Source organism: Bacillus sp. NP247 (assembly GCF_018966865.1).
Lineage (GTDB): Bacteria > Bacillota > Bacilli > Bacillales > Bacillaceae_G > Bacillus_A.
On sequence record NZ_CP076653.1, the window covers coordinates 744,791 to 764,786 of the forward strand.

A 19,996-nucleotide genomic window follows, 5' to 3' on the forward strand; every position below is an offset into this window, starting at 1 on the left:
TTGTTAATTTGAAAAAGACTGATAAACGCAATCGTTTAGATGATTTGATATTTCATTATCAGGTAACAAAAAATAACATGGTTATAATTGAATATTACAAAAAACAGATTACGTTTTTAAAAGGAAATGACGCTGAAATACAAGCGGTGCTTCTTATTTAATTACACAATAAATGCTTCATTACGTCTTCAAGTAATACGTTCGGCTTTAAGGCCTCGTTTTCCGTACGCCATCCTATAAATCCATCTGGCCTTATTACTACCGCTCCTCCATTTTCTATCCCGTATAATTTTCTAAAAGAGTTACCTTGATCGATGAAATCACCAGTTAAACCAACCTGATAAACTTTCATCTTTACTCCTAATCGGGATGAAACAACATGTACTGCTTCAGCCCAAGCACTTGGCTCTGTCCCAGTAAGTAATACAAAGTTGCTACCAAATAGATCAAGTATAGAAACTTCATTTTCTTCATAAGTTCCCCAAAAATGTGGTGCACGCGTTCCCGGTCGTCCCTTCAAATCTACTACATCCATACTATGCGGAGTGTTACATTCGTCTATAATTGCTTCTGAGCAATACTGATAACCAGCAGTGACAGCTAAACTATCCATATTACTCAAATTACCTTCCTCTCTGCCCGCAGCACGAAATAATATACTACTCGCATGGTTCGTCGTTAATTTCGCAACAGGATATCTCTCTTCATGATACGTTTCTAATAATTTGGGATTTGCTTTCCCTTTTATAACAGCCGCTAATTTCCAAGCTAAATTATGTGCATCTTGTATCCCTGTATTTGAACCAAATCCTCCTGTTGGCGGCATAATATGTGCCGAGTCACCAACTAAAAAGATGCGATTTTCCTGAAATTTCACCGCTGTACTTTCACTCGCTTCCCATGGCAAAACACTTAATATTTCTGACTTAATATCCGTACTTCCAATTGCAGTTTGAATAATTTGTTTACAGCGTTCTATAGAGAAATCCTCTGGTCGCTCCCCTTTTACTGGATCATAAGCTACATGATAAATCCATTTACTTTCGTTATCGACTGGAATAAGCGCACCAATTACTTTTGGATGTCGTATCATAGTAAAACCGAATGCGTCTCCTTTAATACATTCACTTAAATCTGCTTCAAAATATATGTTCATATAATAACCACCGATTGTGCCACGGCCCTCGGTTAAAATCCCTAACTCTTCACGTATGTTACTTTTCGCCCCATCCGCTGCAATTACATAATCACAATGAATCATGCTCTCTTCTTTCGTTTCACGATTTCGAATCGTTGCTATTACTCCGTTCTCATTTTGCTCATAAGAAACCAGTTCATGATTAAAAGATAGATTTCCGCCTAACTTTTGCGCGTATTGTAACATCATCTCTTCTAAAGTAATTTGATAACAAGCAGTTTGTTTTGATGGGCTAATCTCTTCCACTTCACGAACTAACTTTTCATTATTTTCATACTGTGCCGCCCTTATTTGTTCCAACTCTTCATTTTTTACCTCAGCTATTGTTTGAACCGCAATTCTCCCGCGACAATCCTCTAATGCTTTACCAGCTAATCTAATTCGTTTTTCTAGACCTAATTCTCGAAATAATTCCATTGTGCGAAATGTAATTCCACCCGCTTTCGGATGAATCGCAGTAGACGGATGCCTTTCAATAAGTAAGTACTCAATGTTCTGTTTTCCAAGAAATAACGCAGACGCTAATCCTGATAATCCCCCTCCAACAATTAAAACTGGTACATGTTTTGATTTCATATATTTTCCCTCCACATTTGTTCTTCTGAGCTCAGTGACATAAATATAATCAAAAAATCAACAAAAATATAGACTTATATTTCATTTTGAATTATCATATAAATAGATTACGCCCCAAATTACTTTTACTTTTTCATACATCTATAATCCGCTTGAATTATGCGTGTATGAAAGAGTAAAATTAAAGAACTCACTTTAGTAGACACCAAAATAATAAAAACATTATAAGCGGTTGTAACCCTATAAATTATACAGGGTTACAACCGCTTAATTTTTTGGTCAATGACTTAACCTTTCTCATCTGTAAACAACGTATTATAAAATATAAAATCCTTTTCTATCCCCCTATCATTTTCAACACATAAAATTTCATTCGTCTCGATTTTCTTTCCCAATATTGCAGCTCATACAACAATCATGTAGCATTACCGTATCGATGTAATGGTTCATCATTTTAAACCTTTCGACTAATTTATTGGAGGTAAAGTGATTGAAATGAATAAACAAGAACAATTAAATGTTATAAAAAAAGATTTTATTGATTCCCAAAAAGTATTATTGGCAATTGGCGATGAAACAAGGCAAGCTATTTTGTTAGTTCTCATGGAAACGGAATGTCAAACCGGATTACGTGTAGGAGAAATTACGAAACAAACACACCTTTCTCGACCAGCAGTATCACATCACCTTAAGATTTTACGAGAAGCTGGTATTATTTTAATGCGTAAAGAAGGTACAAAGAACTTTTATTATATTGACATACGTACAAAATTAGGATTATTAAAAAATCTTGTATTAGATATTGAGAAGCTACTGCAAAACTTTTATTGAAATTTGGAGGTATAAGAAATGAGAGCAATGGTGATTGATAAGTATGGGAAAGTTCCAATGCGTATGACTGAGATGCCCACACCTGAAATAAATGAGTATGAGGTGCTCGCAGAAATTCATGCAGCTAGCATTAACCCAATTGATTTTAAAATACGCGATGGAAAAGTGAAGTTGTTACTTAAATATAAAATGCCCCTTATTCTTGGTAATGACTTTTCTGGTGTCATTGTAAAAGTCGGAACAAAGGTGACTCAATTTAAAGTTGGTGATGAAATATATGCACGTCCAAGAAAAAATAAGATTGGTACTTTTACGGAATATATAGCCATTCATGAAGATGATATAGCCTTAAAACCTAATAATTTAAGTTTTGAGGAAGCGGCGTCGATTCCACTCGTTGGCTTAACATCATATCAAGCATTACATGACATCATGCAATTACAAAAAGGACAAAAGATTTTGATTCACGCTGGATCCGGCGGTGTTGGTACTTTCGCAATTCAGTTAGCAAAAATAATGGGTGCCACTGTTGCAACAACTGCTAGTGAAGCTGGTGAAAATTTAGTAAAGTCTCTTGGCGCAGATGAAATTATTAATTACAAAACAGAAAAATTTGAAGATATACTGAAAAATTATGATGCGGTATTTGATACACTTGGCGGTACAACACTTGAAAAATCATTCGATATTATAAAAAGCGGCGGAAAAATTGTTTCCATTTCAGGAATGCCGAATGCTCGATTCGGTAAAGAATTTAGTTCAGGATTTTTCAAAACACTCTTATTTTCATTATCAAGCAAAAAACTTACTGCACTTGAAAAAAAGCATACTGCTCAATATTCGTTTTTGTTTATGAAACCAAGTGGGGATCAATTACGTATTATTGCAAACTATATTGAATCTGGAAAAATCAAACCTATAATTGATCGAGTTTTTCCTTTTGAAGATGCTCAAAAAGCAATGGAATATTCAGAGTCCGGAAGAGCAAAAGGAAAAATAATTGTAAAAATTAAATAATAACAAAACTCCATTTTAATGAATCTTTTCAAAAATGGGGTTTTTGCATTCGCTGTTAAATAGACACAATGCAATGAAGTCCTTACAATAGATTGCAAGGGGAAATAATACATTATACTTTTAGTTAACTTTACAAAGAATACATATGTACAAATACATAATTAAAAATACAAAAAGGAGGAGATCAAATGGCTAAAAATAATGAAGCTGTTTGGAATTTAGATAATAGTTATACGACTTTACCACAATCATTTTATACAGAAATCCCCCCAACTCCTGTACACTCACCAGAGTTAATTAAACTAAATAATTCTTTAGCAATATCTCTTGGCTTTAATCCTGAGGAATTAAAAAAGGAAGCCGAAGTTGCCATTTTAGCTGGTAACGCAATCCCAGAAGGAGCTCATCCACTAGCTCAGGCGTATGCTGGGCACCAATTTGGTCACTTCAACATGTTAGGAGATGGTCGTGCCCTTTTAATTGGAGAACAAATTACTCCTTCAGGCGAACGGTTTGATATTCAATTGAAAGGTTCCGGTCCAACTCCATATTCGCGCCGTGGTGATGGCCGCGCTGCACTCGGTCCGATGCTACGTGAATATATTATTAGCGAAGCGATGTACGCGCTTGATATTCCAACTACTCGCAGTTTAGCAGTAGTCTTAACGGGCGAACCAATCTATCGCGAAACAAAGCTACCTGGAGCTATTTTAACAAGGATTGCAAGCAGTCATATACGCGTTGGAACATTCCAATACGCTGCAGCTCGCGGCTCAATCGAGGATCTCAAAGCGTTAGCTGACTATACGATAAAAAGACATTATCCAGAAATTGAATCTACTGAAAATCCATACGTTTCATTACTACAAGAAGTTATTAAGAAACAAGCCAGCCTCATCGCCAAATGGCAAATCGTCGGCTTCATTCACGGCGTAATGAATACTGACAATATAACGATTAGCGGTGAAACGATTGATTACGGTCCTTGTGCCTTTATGGATAGTTATGACCAAGGAACAGTATTTAGCTCTATTGATGTAAAAGGCCGCTACGCATATGGAAATCAGCCCTATATGGCTGCATGGGACCTTGCACGATTAGCTGAATCTTTAATGCCGATTCTACACGAAGATGAAGAAGCAGCGCTAAAGATTGCACAAGATGAAATTTCAAAGTTTAGCGTGCAGTACGAAAACAATTGGTTCCTCGGAATGAAGAAGAAATTAGGACTATTTAGCAATGAAGAGCAAGATCAATCCCTTATTGAGAAACTTTTAAAAGCAATGGAAAAATATAAAGCAGATTACACAAATACATTCCGTTCATTAACTGACACTACATTAGAAAATGCACCTTTATTTGAAAGTCCCGAATTTAAAGAATGGTACGAGCTATGGCAATCTCGGTTAGAAAGACAAAAAGAATCGAAAGATGATGCATACAAATTAATGAAAAATAACAACCCAGTAATCATCCCTAGAAACCACAAAGTAGAAGAAGCACTAGAAGCAGCTGTTAAAGATGGAGACTATAGCGTAATGGATAAACTTCTTGAAGCTTTATCAAATCCTTATGCGTATTCTACAGAGCAAGACGAATACTGCGTTCCACCTGTGCCGACGAATCGTCCTTATCGTACTTTTTGTGGGACGTGATTGTTTAATATTTTTAATGTGCTTTCAATTATTGAAGGCACATTTTTTTGTGTGCTGCTTAATTAGGAAGGGCTTATACTCCAACATATAATAGGTATCCCTAACAAAATACCTTTTCTATTTAATAATAAATTTTTCCACTTATCTTTTTTTATTTTTTCAAAAAATAATATAAACAACTCACTCTATTCCAATAGGTTTAACAATAAACATACTCAACAAATGTTGAGAAATAATATTTCCACTTTCAAGTAATATCATTTCTGTTATTATATTTTATAAGAATATTCAAAAAAGGAGGAACCTTTATGTTTACACCCACTAAAAGTGAACAAATCACACAACTATTAAATGAATGGTACATTGAAATACGATCTAGGCATATAGATAACGCAACTCATCTCAAAGAGCAACTAGATATTAAAATTAATACATTAAAAACTAATTCTCAAGATATTGTACAAGATCAAAATCTATTACTTTATTATTCTTTATTAAACTTCCGATATAACTACTTAATTGATAACTTAGGTGTATCTAAAGCAAGTTTTAATAAAATTGAATCATTTGAAATCCCAACAAATAATTTTTTATCCTATTACTACCATTTCTTTAAAGCAATTCATTCTGACGCAGTTGGAAACTATCTACTAGCAAAAGAACATTATTATAAAGCCGAGTCTTTACTTCAATATATTCCCGATGAACTTGAAAAGGCGGAATTCTACTATAAACTAGGATATTCTTACTATGATAATCAACAAGCACTTCAAGCTATCAAAGAAGTAACAAAAGCTAAAGATATGTTTTCTAATCACTCTGGGTATGAAATCAACATGGCTTTTTGTGACAATATTTTAGGCCTAGCCTGTACATATTTAAAAGAATGGGAACTAGCCGAAGAACACTTTACAGCTGCAATGGATCAATTTCAAAAAATCTGTGAAAAAAGATTTATTTTAATGGTTCGACACAACTTAGGGTGGATGTATGCAACACAAAACCTCTCCGTTTTAGCCATTCGTTATCTTTCAGAAGTTGTTGAAAAATCTCCAAATCATTATAAGGCCATCTATGTTAAAGCAAAAGAGCATTACAAACTAAAACAGACTGCCGCTGCTCATGACCTAATTGAAAAAGGAATAAATATTTGTAATGAATTGGAACAGAAAGAATATCAACATCGTAATTTTATTTTAAGAGAAATGAACAATAATTCACCTGCCGAAGAATTCGAAAAAATAACTCTAGCAGGAATTACCTATTTTAAAAGCGAAAAACTATACGATAATGTTCAAGAATATTATGAAGCTCTAGCAACTAAATTTCATGAAGAAAATCAACATTCTAAAGCAAGTAACTATTTTCATTTAGCATTACAAGCAAGGCAACAATCTTTTGAGAAAGGAGCATTAAAATGAAAAAAATAATATTAAGTCTGATGGGAATTATCACTCTATTAACTTTAACAGCTAATGTAGTAAATGACACTTCATCTAACCCTTCTGAGATACTTAAAGTTATGTTATCAGAAGGTGACGGTGGCGGTTGATTTTTATGAGCTTTCATGTGAATTTTTTTTGAAATTTCCACTAAAAAAGAAAGTCATATACACACGACTTTCTTTTTTAGTGCTAGTAAATTTAATAACATTTATCTCCAAATGTTTTGACTAAAAGACTCAATCCTCATATTATTAAACATTAGTCCTCACTACTTTAATATTTTCCAACTCATTGATTTTATAAGTTTTCAAACATCAATTTAAACCCATTTCCTTTATCATAAGTCATCTTTTCCTGAGGTAATTGATGTGGGTTTAATACATAAACAGGCATACTATACAAACCATATTATTCATAATGTAATAAGTCTGTTCTCCATGCCAAATTTTTAAAAAACATTTATAATGTATAGTCATTCACGGTTAATTTAATATTACTAGAAGAACACCTTTAAATTTTTCCTATTGATTAAATTTGATGCCCTACCTTAATTCACCTGATCTCGTATCTATAAAAATTGAAGAGTTCTTTCCAAAATGAATTCTTTTATACGTTCATCTTTCCATCAATTATTATAAAAAGCTTCTCTCATCAACCCCGCAATCCCCCTGCTCCCTTCACTCCCAACTTTCTCAAGTTCTTCTATAACTAATTCTCGTCTCTCCACAGAATGATTTTGACTTAACTTCGCTTTTCCTTCTATTTTATTTATCTTTATTTTAAACCCAACTATTCCCCTACTTAATCCTTGCATATAATTCGGATCTACATCATTCAGTGAGTAGGTACTCTTTGGATTTTCATATTTATGTACTAAATCTTGAAGAGAATCTATTAATTCCTGTTCATCTTCAACAATTTCTAGCTCTCCATATACATGCACCGCAACGTAGTTCCATGTTGGTACTGCTTTATTTGTTTCATACCATGACGGAGAGATGTAACTATGTGGTCCTTGAAAAACAGCTAACACTTGTTGATTTCCACTATCTTTCCATTGCTCATTTGGACGTGCAAAATGACCATATAAAGTAAGTGTTTCCCTATTTAACAATAACGGTAAATGCGTTGCGTACGGTGCTCCGTTATGTTGAGAAAATAAAGTTGCAAAGCTATTTTGTTCAATCATTTCGTACTTCGTCTCTTCATCTTGTATAGTGAAATGTTTTGGTATGTACATAAGCTCCCTCTTTTCTTATCTTCTTATTTCCCATTATATTTACGAGATTTATTATTTGGCAGGGGCAGATTGTAATTGTTTTATAAGGGCAGTGCTTATAGGCCGAAACCTCTGTTTCAAAAATAATAGGTGGCATTATATGATTTCTGCCACCTTAGTCAATTTTTTTATTGATACAAACTCCACTATTTAACTACCCTTCATAGCTTTTTCTAATACCGCTCTAATGAATTCCGTTTTACCTAAGCTATAACTTGATCGATTTTTCGCCGTTTCTGCTAATTCTTTCTTTAACTTCCCATATTCAATAGTAGCTTCTGGATTCCCACGAAGATAATCACGAAACGCTACATGTCTTCTTAACTCTTCACTATTCTTATCACATACATATAAATGATGTTCCATCCAAATTGTATTCTCTCCATCCCTCGGAACATATTGATCCTTTCTCCCAAAGGCTTCTCTCCCCTTAATACTCCACTCTTCTTGATGAAAATAACCTATCTTTTCAAGTTTCTTTATTATTCTAGGAAAAATATCATACTCTTCTATTACGACATCGATATCTAATATCGGTTTAGAAGCAAGCCCCTTAACGGATGTACTACCAACGTGTTCGGTAGACAAAATGTTTTGTCCCATTGCGTGTTGAAGAACTGTTTGGAGCTTACAAAATTCACTTTCCCATTTTGCTTCATACTCTTCAATCATTATTACCGGATTCAAATTATCACCCTTCTTAATTCCTATAAAGACTGCATATACCTTATAACCTCTGAATATGAGTATCCTTAAAATCAGTCTCATACTTCAATCCATATCCAAGCATCCGATCCATCCCAATATGTGCTGTCCATATTAAACCGACCATTAAAACTGTATCCATCTTAAAATAGACCCCTATTAAAACAAGTAATATGGATATGATATATGTGTGAAATAGATTATAAATTTTGGAACCGACACGGTGATTAATAGCGTACGCTATCCCTGCTAAATCAGGTATAAATAGTAATACGATAAATAATAGCCAGCTAAATCCACATAATGAGTATATATAAATCGTTGCTAATAAAACGACCAATCCTTCAAGATGTATAATTCGTTTCTCCAAATTTCATCAGCCCTTATCTTTTAGCTTTAAAATTTTATTCGGATTCAAAATATTTTGCGGATCAAGAGCTTTCTTTATTTTCTCCATAACTAATAATGCCGCCCCATGTTCTTCTTCTTGATACTTTCGTTTTCCAATTCCAACGCCGTGTTCTCCAGTACACGTTCCCCCTCGTTTAAGAGCATACAGTACAATACTTTCATTTATTTCGTCCGCTTTTTTCACTTCATCTTTATCATTTGGATCAATCATTAAGAGCACGTGAAAATTCCCGTCTCCTACATGGCCAAGAATACCACCAACAAGACCAACTTTATCTAATGCCTCTTTCGCATTTTGAATCGCGCCAGCTAACTCTGAAATTGGCACACATACATCTGTGCTCATTAGCTTTTTACCAGGATAACTATGAACGTAAGAATAAGCTAAGTTATGTCTTGCATCCCATAATTTATTTCTTGCCGCAGTTTCAGTTTCAAAAGCGACTTCTTTACATTTATGATCAAAAACAATTTCCTTCGTAAACTCGATATCTTGCGTTAGCCCTGCTTCATTTCCGTGAAACTCTAAAAACAGTGTTGGTTCTTCTCTGTAATTTGTTTCATTATAATGATTTACTTGTTTCATAGATAATTCATCAACAAGTTCTATTCTCGCAATTGGAATGCCAGCTTGCAGTATATTAATAACAGCTTCTACTGCATCATTTATAGTTGGAAACGATGCTCTCGCAGCCATAACATGTTCTGGTATGCCGTATACTTTTAATGTTAGCTCTGTAAAGCATCCAAGCGTACCCTCTGATCCTACGAAAATACCATTTAAATGATAACCTGATGATGACTTCGCCGCTAAATTGCCAGTATGTATCACTTGCCCATCAGCAAGCACCACTTCTAAATCACGAACTTGATCACGCATTACGCCATACTTAACCGCTGTCGTTCCGCTCGCATTCGTAGCAGCCATTCCACCTAACGTTGCATCTGCTCCGGGGTCTACACTAAAAAACAAACCGTATTTCTTCAATTCTTTATTGAGCTGAGAACGAGTCACTCCTGGCTGCACTCTCACAATAAAATCTTTCTCTCTTATTTCAAGTATTTTATTCATTAATGAAAAATCAACCGTAATCCCCTTTTCATAAGGAATTATATGGCCCTCTAAACTGGAGCCTACTCCAAATGGAACGACAGCCTTTCCATGCTGACTCGCTACTTTCATAATCTTGCTAACTTCCTCAGCCGTTTTCGGATACACAACTACATCTGGCAAACTACTAGTATGGTAAGATTCATCTTTACTATGTAACTCTCTAACTGTCTTATTAACCACTACTTGATCTTCAGGAAGTACATCCTTTAATTCATTTACTAAACGTTCAATTGTTATTTCCATTACGTACTCTCCTTTTATATTATTTACGCCACATTAATTATACCATTTTTATACAAAGTAATCAGAATAGTAAGATTCCTGTAATTTTATATACAAAAAAGAACTTGCAGTATTCCCTACAAGTTCTTTTTTAAAATTATATTTTAGACGATTTTTTCAATAAAATCATAAACCAAACTAAAGTAAATGCCATCATAGAATGAGAGAACCCTACAATATAAGTTAACCCTTTAAAGTCCGCTCCATTTAGTTGAAGAAGCCCTCTCGCTGCCAACGAACCTAGCATTAAAGTTAATGCAACATTATGTAAAATAAACCAGTTATTAAATCCTTTCACTTCATGAAACGCGAATACTTTTGCTAATCCTAAAGCAATTAAAAAGAAGAAAAATCCAAGTACTAACGTATGTGTATGCAAAAGATTTAATAGTGTAGATCCTATTATCCCTTTAAATTTCCCATACTCCCTAGCGAATATTCCTGATAGTAAACCAATAATTAAATACGTAAACGATGCGTTATATAATTTCTTCATTATGTACCTCCTTAAGTAGAATGTGTAGTGCGTCATATTTAGTAATAATGATAGTTATATAGTAAAAACTCCTAGTTTCCTAGGAGCCATTGTATAAGCGTCTCACTCTTTACAGTCAATCCTAATTATAAAATATCCTTTTATACAAAACAATCGAACTTTATGTGAACAAGCAGGGCTCTATTAAAATATGTTGCGCTTTTGTGTTACACAATCCATACTAATTATTATAACTTTTAATGGGGGTGCAATAGATTGATAGTTCTTGAAACTGAACGACTCACTCTTCGTTGGTTCGATATCCAAGATGCTCCGTTTATTCTCGAGTTAGTAAATGATCCTGCATGGATTCAGTTTATCGGTGATAAAGGGGTTAGAAACTTAGAAGATGCAACAAATTATATTTTAAACGGACCAGTCGATATGTATAATAAAATGGGCTTTGGTCTTTACTTAGTTGAACGAAAAGAAGATCTCACTCCACTTGGCATGTGCGGCCTTATTAAAAGAGATTCATTAGAAGATGTTGATATCGGCTTTGCCTTTTTAGAAAAATTCCGTTCGAAAGGGTACGGCTATGAATCAGCTGCTGCGGTAATCGAATACGGTGTACATAAGCTAGGTATGAAACGAATTGTAGCAATTACTTCTATAGATAATGCTGCTTCAGGCAATCTGTTAGAAAAAGTAGGATTGCGATTTAAAAAAATAATTTCAGACTCAGGAGAAGATTTAAAATTATTTGGGTATAACGCGTAATAAAAAGGTCGCCATGAATGGCGACCTTTTTACTATTTCACTTCTACCGTATAATTCCCTGTTCCCCCGCCATACTGATATACATGTAAATAATACTTCCCTGGATACGTGTAGTAATTACCCACTAATTTATTACCTTGCTGCTGGGCGTACGTAACATAATTATTTAAATCTGCTTCTGAATAAAGAACCCAGTTTATTCCGATATTATTTTCATTCGTTACGTTAATTTGAAGGTTTTTCGCAGTTTCTACATTTATTTCAAAGTAATCACTTGTATCACCGTTTCCTAAACTAGCCCGTAACAATTGATTTAGCTGCAGTTTATTCGCTGTTTGAAATGAATTATTCGGCTCTTGTTCTACACTGTTATCTTCTTTCTTTTTAACTGTTACGCTCGTTGTATTAGTATTAGCTGCTCCTTTATCGTCTGTTACTGTTAATTTTGCCGTATATGTTCCTTCTTTTGTATATACGTGAGTTGGATTTTGTTCATTACTTACAGTACCATCGCCAAACTCCCATTTATAAGAAGTAATTTTCCCATCTTCATCTTTTGATCCATCACTTTTAAACGAGATTGCTTCATTCACATTTCCGCTATACGGACCATTAATAACCGCGACCGGCGCTTTATTCACAGCACCTTCTTCTGTATTAATACCGTGGAACACAACATCATATTCAAATTGCCCTGATGCATTCACACGATAATTCACAAAGTAAGCTGTTACAGTTTTATAGCCTGTCCATTCTTTTGCACTTAAACGTTTTAACGTATCATTAACGTTTTGCGTAATTGTTTTCCAGTCTTCATATTCTCCTTTTGCAGCAGTACCTGTATACGTTCCTTGCAGTGTAAATGTATTAAAGAACTGTGATTTATTTTTCTTTACCGATACATTATTTAATTTCGCTTCCGCTGTAATTTCTGCCGCAATATCCGAAACTGGTTTCGGTGCATGAGTTGCTAAATAATCATCTGATACTAATGGAACATTATATTTCTCACGGTTATCAACAAGCATTTGCATATAGTCTTGATACTCTTTGTTTAAATTGGCATCTTTACTTAAAGCAGAGCGATATGCATCATATGCTGTCACATCATTTTTCCTAATAAGATCATGAATTTTATCAAACATATCATATCTCTTATTGTACATATACGATTGTAAAGCGAAGGAATAATTATAGAAATCCCACGTTCCATACTTTGCATTTAACGTCCGCTCTGCCGTATAACGTTCGGCTGGATTTGAAGATAGCCCTCCTATAATGCTCTTTCTCGGTACAACATTATCCGTTCTCGTTGCACCTGCAAAAAACTCAGCATTCCCTTCTTCAAACCAAGATAATCTCTCATTTTCATAAAACTTACCTTGTCCCCAAAGTCCTGGCACTTCATATCTACCTTGTAAATAATGCGTGAACTCATGTCGGAATAACTCTTCTAAACTATATATACTCTCTTCTGGTGTACGTTCATAAGTAAAGAACGTTCCTGTTCCTTCTATATACATACCACCATTATTTGTTTCATATCCGTATAATTGACGATTAAATTGATACTCAGCTGGGCTATTATAAATAACCATCGTTAATACATCATCTGGATTTCCTTTTTCTAAAGGTTGGTCACTTTCAACCGTACGATGGAATTGTGCCTTCACTTCTTTTGCTGCCCAATATAAACGTTTCACTTTCTCTTCAGTCACTTTATCTCCGGCTTTTAAAACAATTGCCCCATCATCAAACGTATACGTTTTTGGCAAATATTTTTTCTTACCATCTTCTCGTATTTGATCTAAATCAACCACTTTACCATTTGCATCTTTCCCGCCATAATTCGTCGTAATTTGCTCAGCTGCTACGAAATATTGCTCACCTAAATAAGGGTAGATTTTCATCGCATCCGTTACAACTTGTAATCCTTTTGTCCCTGTACTATGGAATGTACCGAGTCTACCCGTATAATAAATGCCATTATTAATAAGCCATCCGTTTTTCTCTGTAATCGTTCCCATTAACGCAAATCTACTTAACTCATTAATATAACTATCTATTTTCTGATACCATACTGTATCTTTCGGTGCTTTTCTCGTATCGTATAAATACGATTGAATATCGTAATCAACACCTTGCATAATATCGTAAATCGCATTTCCAGCTGAAAGATTATCTACCAATGTAGAAAAATTATCATTATATTGCTTAAAAATCTTTGCAGCCGATGTTACCGTTTCCACATCACTCGAAGCATTTCCTATTAATTTTCCGTATGATGATACAACTCTATTTTGTTCCAATGTACCGAGTTTGAAATTTGGATTGTTCGCAATCGTTTTTAACGCCGGCAAGCACTTGTCATGATAGCCCCGCTCATTAAGTTTACTTAATTCTGCATTATAAAAACCTAAATAAAATCCAGAGCGCAATACCTCTACTAATGTCTCAATCCCTTTTGAATCATCCTTCGTATAAGCTTGTCCTTGCTGCTTCAATTTATCAATAATCGCCTGCATCCTACTATCATTTTGATAGAATGCAAGGCTGTCCTTATTAAACTGAAATAGCCCCGTAATTTGCTCCCAATCGATTGTTACAAGTAAATCTACTAATTGTTGATTGCTTAATTGATTTAATTCAGCAATTGTATAAGTTTTCGCTACAGCTAATTGCTTACTTTCCTTTTTTACTTCAGGCGGTCTTTGCGATAAATCAGCAAATTGTAGCCTTTTCTCAAAAGACTTGCTTTCTAATACTTTCGATGAATGAGCTAATTCTTCCACTGGCAGTTGTACACCAACCGGCTCCATTTTTAGCACATTTCGATATGAAACTTGCTCTCCCTTATTATCTTCCGCCAATATGCTTCCTTGAAAACTCCCTAACATTAAACTAGCAAAACTTACCCCCACTAAAACTTTTGTTGAATAGCCTTTCATGCTCTCCCCTACCTTACATTTTTTAATGTCCCGCACCATTATTTTACTATTCTGACTATTTATTCTGTATTGAGAAAAAAGAAGGGAACGTTCACACATGTATCCATTCAAAGTGAAATTAACACTTGACTTCACATGTGATTTATGTCAAAAAAGGATAGATAATAGCGAAATTCCTGCTACATCTAACCCCTTTTTCAACGCTATGATTTTAACTTTATAAACGTGATTTCCGGTAATGTTTGCATATACTGAATTAATGCATTCTTTTCTTCAGGTGATATATTTTTCAGCTGCATTCCTACCTTATAAACTACACCTGTATCTTGCTGTAAAGATTCCACTTCATATGAAAGTATTGGAATACCTTTCACTTGTAGCGTCTCTACTATTTGTTGTACCGCTTCCTGTTTATTTATACACATTTGCACTGTTATATTTTGCGGAAATAAAAATTGCACCTTAAAAATACGACTTACAATCTCTAAACCAATCAAAACGAGAATCATCGCTCCGATCCCTACAACATACATACCTGCTCCAATTGCTAACCCTATTCCTGCTGTGGCCCATAAACCAGCCGCTGTCGTTAATCCTTTCACTGCCTGCTTTTGAATAATGATTGTACCTGCACCTAAAAATCCAACTCCACTAACAACTTGCGCTGCAATCCGGCTCGGATCAAGAGCCATATGTTCTTCAAACATAATATCCGAAAAAGCATATTTCGAAACGACCATTATTAAAGCACTCCCTACGGCTACTAGGAAATGTGTTTTTAATCCAGCTTCTTTTGAGCGAATTTCCCTTTCAATACCGATTATCGCCCCTAACAAACCAGCAACACCGATTCGTATAATAAAATCAATATGTAAGCTCACGAGCACTTCCCCCTTTTATTCATTATAGAGAGATAAAACAAAAATTATCACATGCATCTATCCATCGATATAAAAGCATTTTATTAAAATACATTTAATATCCCAGTGATTTTATGTTAATATTTTAAATATTAACATAAATAAAACAACCTACTTCTCATACAAAAAACTTTAAAGTTCAACGTCTAACTTATTTTCAGTTAAAAATGGCATATGAGTTGCATGAAATGAGGTTGAGAAAATCAGGAAGCGCTTTCATTTTATATCATAATTTTTGTGAAATAAACATAAATAAAAGGAGCTTACTAACAATGAACGTCTCTTTACTTACACCTACTACTGATTTACAAGAAGAATATTTAGATTTTTATAACGAATGGAAAGATAGCGGTGAAACGATGATTCCATGGGTTATTTCAAAAAAACCTTCTAATTTCACGGCAATGATTCAAGAATTACACGACGCACATAACGGAATAAATATTCCTGAAACTTGGGTACCAGATTCTACTTATTGGCTCGTGACAGATGAAAATAGAGTTCTAGGAGTTGTTAATATACGTCATAGTTTAACTGATCATCTATTTAACGCTGGTGGTCATATCGGTTATGGCATTCGTCCTTCTGAAAGAAGAAAAGGTTATGCTACAAAGTTACTAGAGTTATCATTAGAAAAAACGAAAGAATTAAACATCACGAAAGTACTTGTCGTTTGTGACGAAGTGAATACGGCTTCTGAGAAAACGATTTTACATAACGGCGGTCTCCGTGATGATGATTTCACTGAAAAAGATGGTAATGTTGTGAGAAGGTATTGGATTGAACTCTAAATAAGCAAAAGCAAGCCAGAAAGTGATTACACACTTTCTGGCCCCTTTTATACTACTTCTATTTCAAACTGGACTGTAATACCACTTGGATCTACTACTGTAAATCCAAGTGTAGTTTCATTTATTTCATGTTGTTTGTCTATTAATCTTTCCTTCACTTCATCTAACGCTTCTTTATAAGGTAATACGATCGTATACACCTTCAGTCCAGTTGCATGTACTGATGGATGCGGGTTATTTACCCCATTCCACGTATTTGCACCAATATGGTGATGATATCCTCCTGCTGAAATAAATAAGCAATCATCTTCACGCTGTTGCACTTCAAAACCTACTGTATCTACATAAAATTCATGTGACTTATCTACATCAGCTATTCGTAAATGTACATGTCCAACCACCGTCTCGGCTGGTAAACCATCAAACTCATAATCAACGAGCGTTGCTAGTTCTTTTAAATCAAGTGGCGTACTTCCTCCTGGCCCTTCTCCCCACTGATCTCGCGGACGGTCTGCATATATTTCGATACCATTACCCTCTAAGTCTTGTAAATAAAACGCCTCACTATACGTATGATCACTTGCGCTATTAAACCTTGAAATTGGTAAAATTTCATTTGAATATGTATAACGCCCTTCTTGCTCAGCTGGACTATCAATTACGTTCTTATTACGAAGCACACCAAATAATGCCGAAGCAAAAGCCTCACGAGTCGGAACTAAAAAGGCAACATGGTATATTCCCGTTGTACGTGGTTCTTGCAGTACCCCGTCCTCTAATTTTTCAAGAACAAGTAATGTATTATTACCACCTTTTCCAGCTAAATGTGCTTTATTCCCCTCTTTCTTTATTACTTCTAAGCCTACTACATTCTTATAAAAATCAATTTGACGCTCTAAATCTTTCACTTTAAATTCAACATGACCAATGCGTGTTTGCGGATGAATTTGTACCATGGATAACTTCCTCTCTTATTCCCTTTAGTTTTTTATATTAGTTGATGGGCAATAACCCCATTCAACGAATACACCTCAATTTTGTTTTTTCGTAGCATCAACTTTTAGCCATTTTTTCGATATATCGCTTAATGTTCCATCTTGTTCTAATTCTTTTAACGCCTTATTTATATCTTCTAACTTTTCACTCTTTTTTGCAAATGGAAATGCAATCTCTCCCCATTCAAGTGGACCAAATCCCACTTTCACATTATCTAGTTTCGCCTTCGTTATTGTTGTTTCCACTTGAACTTTATCATTATAATAAGCATCGACGCGTCCAAATCCTACTTCGTTCAATTCCGCCGTTGGATCCTCTGAATACGTTTTAATCGTAAAAGCATTATTTTTATTTAAAGCTTTTAACTCTTGCTCGCCTGCTGTACCAAGTCCAACGCCTACAGTCTTTCCTTTTAAATCCTCTATCGATTTAATTGTATTATTATCTTTCTTCACCGCAAAAACAGAACCTGAATACACATACGGGATCGAAAAATCATATTTCTTTTTTCTTTCCGGAGAAACGGATAATTCATTTGCAATCGTATCGATACGACCTGAATCTAATAAACCGAATAATCCTTCAAAATCAGAAACATTCCATTCTACTTTATATCCAGCTTTTTTAGCAGCCGCTTCAATAATTTCAGCATCAAAACCTGTTACTTTCTCACCCTCTTTAAAAACAAATGGACTACGACCTGCAGAAGTCCCAACTTTCACTACTTTTTCATTTGTTTTTTCACTTGATACATTAGAACCACATGCAGACAAAGCTCCAACTGATAGTGTTAATGCTATTGTTAGTAATAATGACGATTTTCTCATAACTCTTCCTCCTAAATAACGAAATGATTTCCTTCTTCAGATGCATTTAATTGTCGTAAAAACTTTTTCGTACGTTCATTTTTGGGATTCCGAAAAATTTCTTCTGGTGTTCCCTGCTCTACGACAATGCCATCAGCCATAAATATAATGCGATCTGCCACCTCTTTCGCAAAATTCATTTCATGTGTAACAATAACCATCGTTATATGTTGCCTTGCCAAATCTTTAATAACTTGTAGTACTTCATTAACTAATTCTGGATCAAGCGCAGAAGTCGGTTCATCAAATAGTAATACAGCAGGATTTAAAGCCATTGCTCTAGCTATCCCAATTCTTTGCTGTTGCCCACCTGATAACATTGTCGGATAAAAATTTTCTTTATCAGCTAAGCCTACTTGCTTTAATATTTCTCTCGCTATTCTCTTTGCCTCTTCGTCACTCTTTTTCTGCACAACCGTTAATGGTGTTGTAATATTTTGCAACGCTGTTTTATTTTTAAATAAATTATAGTTTTGAAAAACCATTGCTGTTTTTTTGCGTAATTTTATTATTTCTTTTTGATAAAGTTTTTTCGTATGAATCTCTAAATCTTCAATTCTAATACTGCCATCATCCGGTTGTTCTAATAAATTTAAACATCGTAGTAATGTCGATTTCCCTGAACCAGAAGGTCCAATGATTACTACCACTTCCCCTTTTTTGACAGTAAGTGAAATTCCTTTCAGCACTTCATTATGTTTGTAAGACTTATACAAATCTTTTAGCTCAATCACATATATCACCTCATTTCTCTTATAAATACGGTGCATCAAGTTTCTTCTCCAACTTTTTCTGTCCCCAGCTAATTACGATTGTAATAATCCAATACACAATCGCTACCGCTAAATAACTTTCCATATAACGATAGGATTGTGCCGCTAGCATTTTCGCTTGTGCTAAAATTTCAGCCACCCCAAGTGCAAAAGATAGTGAAGATTCTTTTAACAATCCGACAAAATTATTTCCAAGTGATGGTACAGCTACACGAATAGCCTGTGGAAAAATAATTTGTCGCATTGCTTGTGCCTTTGTCATTCCAACTGATAAACAAGCATCCATTTGCCCTGATTCCACAGCATTTAATGAACCTCGAATTATCTCTGACAAATAAGCAGCATTATTTAAACTGAGACCAATTAAAGTTGCTTGCATAGCTGTAAGTACTGTAAAAGCCGGAGATATTTGTGGCAATCCGAAATACAACACAAACAATTGAACTAATAACGGTGTCCCTCTAAAGAAAGAGATATACACCCTTGCAATTGGATATAAAAATTTCGTTTTGTTTTTTGTAATGATCGCCAAGCCAATCCCTATAAAGAAAGAAATAATCATTGAAACTACAGTAATCCCTAAAGTTATGTATACATATTTAAATAATTGCGGAAAACTTTCTAAAAAATACGTTACATCAAATTTCACTCTATCCCCCTCTCTAAACAAAAAACTCTTCTTACACATATAAGAAGAGTTGAATGTTAATCCATTTCCCCCATCTTTCAAACGCCTCATACGTTTGCTGGAATTAGCACAGTACTTTTGTAGCCTGTTGCTGAGATTTCACCGGGCCAGTCCCTCCATCTCTCTCGATAAAAAAACTAATAAATTTTTCCATTTATTTAGTTGTTATTATGAAGAATACAGCCAAATTAAAACAATGTCAATAGGAAAACTAAGAATTAAATTTATACTTATTTCGTACATACA

General features: G+C 34.6%; 20 protein-coding genes and 1 riboswitch. Of the genes, 8 read left to right on the forward strand and 12 right to left on the reverse strand.

Annotated features, from left to right (window positions below):
- The first annotated feature begins 8 nt into the window (after window positions 1-8).
- Window positions 9-161, forward strand: a complete 153-nt coding sequence (locus KPL75_RS03935) for a hypothetical protein (RefSeq protein WP_219921184.1) — start codon at window positions 9-11, stop codon at window positions 159-161.
- On the opposite strand, the gene KPL75_RS03940 is transcribed toward KPL75_RS03935, so the two are convergent.
- Window positions 158-1,774 (reverse strand): FAD-dependent oxidoreductase, encoded by a 1,617-nt coding sequence (locus KPL75_RS03940; RefSeq protein ID WP_219919483.1) that lies wholly within the window; start codon window positions 1,772-1,774, stop codon window positions 158-160. The two genes, KPL75_RS03935 and KPL75_RS03940, sit on opposite strands and share 4 nt — an antisense overlap.
- 486 nt (window positions 1,775-2,260) lie before the next feature.
- Here KPL75_RS03940 and KPL75_RS03945 point away from each other — a divergent pair, with 486 nt between their 5' ends.
- From KPL75_RS03945 to KPL75_RS27370, 5 genes are all read left to right on the forward strand, one after another.
- Window positions 2,261-2,605 (forward strand): ArsR/SmtB family transcription factor, encoded by a 345-nt coding sequence (locus KPL75_RS03945; RefSeq protein ID WP_219919484.1) that lies wholly within the window; start codon window positions 2,261-2,263, stop codon window positions 2,603-2,605.
- 18 nt (window positions 2,606-2,623) lie between these two features.
- Complete coding sequence (locus KPL75_RS03950; RefSeq protein ID WP_219919485.1) at window positions 2,624-3,622, forward strand: NADP-dependent oxidoreductase; 999 nt, start codon at window positions 2,624-2,626, stop codon at window positions 3,620-3,622.
- Between the two features lie 188 nt (window positions 3,623-3,810).
- The gene (locus KPL75_RS03955) at window positions 3,811-5,277 is read left to right on the forward strand and encodes a protein adenylyltransferase SelO (RefSeq protein ID WP_219919486.1); all 1,467 of its coding nucleotides are present in this window, start codon (window positions 3,811-3,813) and stop codon (window positions 5,275-5,277) included.
- A gap of 308 nt (window positions 5,278-5,585) precedes the next feature.
- Window positions 5,586-6,698 (forward strand): response regulator aspartate phosphatase, encoded by a 1,113-nt coding sequence (locus KPL75_RS03960; protein WP_219919487.1) that lies wholly within the window; start codon window positions 5,586-5,588, stop codon window positions 6,696-6,698.
- Entirely contained in the window at window positions 6,695-6,829 is a 135-nt protein-coding gene (locus KPL75_RS27370) for a hypothetical protein (protein ID WP_258237011.1), read from the forward strand. The genes KPL75_RS03960 and KPL75_RS27370 overlap by 4 nt, the downstream gene beginning before the upstream one ends.
- Before the next feature lie 518 nt (window positions 6,830-7,347).
- On the opposite strand, the gene KPL75_RS03965 is transcribed toward KPL75_RS27370, so the two are convergent.
- The 5 genes from KPL75_RS03965 to KPL75_RS03985 all read right to left on the reverse strand — a co-directional run bounded on the left by KPL75_RS03965 (window position 7,348) and on the right by KPL75_RS03985 (window position 11,009).
- Window positions 7,348-7,962, reverse strand: a complete 615-nt coding sequence (locus KPL75_RS03965) for an FMN-binding negative transcriptional regulator (protein WP_219919488.1) — start codon at window positions 7,960-7,962, stop codon at window positions 7,348-7,350.
- Between the two features lie 189 nt (window positions 7,963-8,151).
- Complete coding sequence (locus KPL75_RS03970) at window positions 8,152-8,673, reverse strand: GrpB family protein (protein ID WP_375141023.1); 522 nt, start codon at window positions 8,671-8,673, stop codon at window positions 8,152-8,154.
- A gap of 55 nt (window positions 8,674-8,728) precedes the next feature.
- Window positions 8,729-9,076, reverse strand: coding sequence for a DUF4260 domain-containing protein (locus KPL75_RS03975; protein WP_219919490.1), 348 nt, complete (start codon window positions 9,074-9,076; stop codon window positions 8,729-8,731).
- Window positions 9,077-9,082: 6 nt separating this feature from the next.
- Window positions 9,083-10,474, reverse strand: a complete 1,392-nt coding sequence (locus tag KPL75_RS03980) for an FAD-binding oxidoreductase (RefSeq protein ID WP_219919491.1) — start codon at window positions 10,472-10,474, stop codon at window positions 9,083-9,085.
- Window positions 10,475-10,610: 136 nt separating this feature from the next.
- Entirely contained in the window at window positions 10,611-11,009 is a 399-nt protein-coding gene (locus KPL75_RS03985) for a DUF2871 family protein (RefSeq protein WP_219919492.1), read from the reverse strand.
- 255 nt (window positions 11,010-11,264) lie between these two features.
- Between KPL75_RS03985 and KPL75_RS03990 the strand changes: the two genes are divergently transcribed.
- Window positions 11,265-11,768 carry a GNAT family N-acetyltransferase gene (locus tag KPL75_RS03990; RefSeq protein WP_219919493.1) on the forward strand — a complete coding sequence of 168 codons (504 nt, stop codon included), beginning with the start codon at window positions 11,265-11,267 and terminating at the stop codon, window positions 11,766-11,768.
- Window positions 11,769-11,800: 32 nt separating this feature from the next.
- On the opposite strand, the gene colA is transcribed toward KPL75_RS03990, so the two are convergent.
- Together colA and KPL75_RS04000 are read right to left on the reverse strand one after the other, a co-directional pair.
- The gene (colA, locus tag KPL75_RS03995) at window positions 11,801-14,716 is read right to left on the reverse strand and encodes a collagenase ColA (RefSeq protein WP_219919494.1); all 2,916 of its coding nucleotides are present in this window, start codon (window positions 14,714-14,716) and stop codon (window positions 11,801-11,803) included.
- Window positions 14,717-14,919: 203 nt separating this feature from the next.
- On the reverse strand, window positions 14,920-15,597 hold the full coding sequence (locus KPL75_RS04000; protein ID WP_219919495.1) for an MgtC/SapB family protein: 678 nt from the start codon (window positions 15,595-15,597) through the stop codon (window positions 14,920-14,922).
- A 311-nt stretch (window positions 15,598-15,908) separates the two neighbouring features.
- Between KPL75_RS04000 and KPL75_RS04005 the strand changes: the two genes are divergently transcribed.
- Window positions 15,909-16,427 (forward strand): GNAT family N-acetyltransferase, encoded by a 519-nt coding sequence (locus KPL75_RS04005; protein WP_219919496.1) that lies wholly within the window; start codon window positions 15,909-15,911, stop codon window positions 16,425-16,427.
- Window positions 16,428-16,474: 47 nt separating this feature from the next.
- Here the strand turns inward: KPL75_RS04005 and KPL75_RS04010 are convergent, their stop codons facing one another.
- The 4 genes from KPL75_RS04010 to KPL75_RS04025 form a co-directional block, all read right to left on the reverse strand.
- A complete protein-coding gene (locus KPL75_RS04010) occupies window positions 16,475-17,383 on the reverse strand; it encodes a VOC family protein (protein WP_219919497.1) in 909 nt (302 codons plus the stop codon).
- A gap of 75 nt (window positions 17,384-17,458) precedes the next feature.
- A complete protein-coding gene (locus KPL75_RS04015) occupies window positions 17,459-18,250 on the reverse strand; it encodes an amino acid ABC transporter substrate-binding protein (protein ID WP_219919498.1) in 792 nt (263 codons plus the stop codon).
- A gap of 11 nt (window positions 18,251-18,261) precedes the next feature.
- Entirely contained in the window at window positions 18,262-19,023 is a 762-nt protein-coding gene (locus KPL75_RS04020) for an amino acid ABC transporter ATP-binding protein (protein ID WP_033711035.1), read from the reverse strand.
- A gap of 19 nt (window positions 19,024-19,042) precedes the next feature.
- The gene (locus tag KPL75_RS04025) at window positions 19,043-19,711 is read right to left on the reverse strand and encodes an amino acid ABC transporter permease (RefSeq protein WP_219919499.1); all 669 of its coding nucleotides are present in this window, start codon (window positions 19,709-19,711) and stop codon (window positions 19,043-19,045) included.
- 67 nt (window positions 19,712-19,778) lie between these two features.
- Window positions 19,779-19,885, reverse strand: a riboswitch (SAM riboswitch).
- Between the last annotated feature and the right edge of the window lie 111 nt (window positions 19,886-19,996).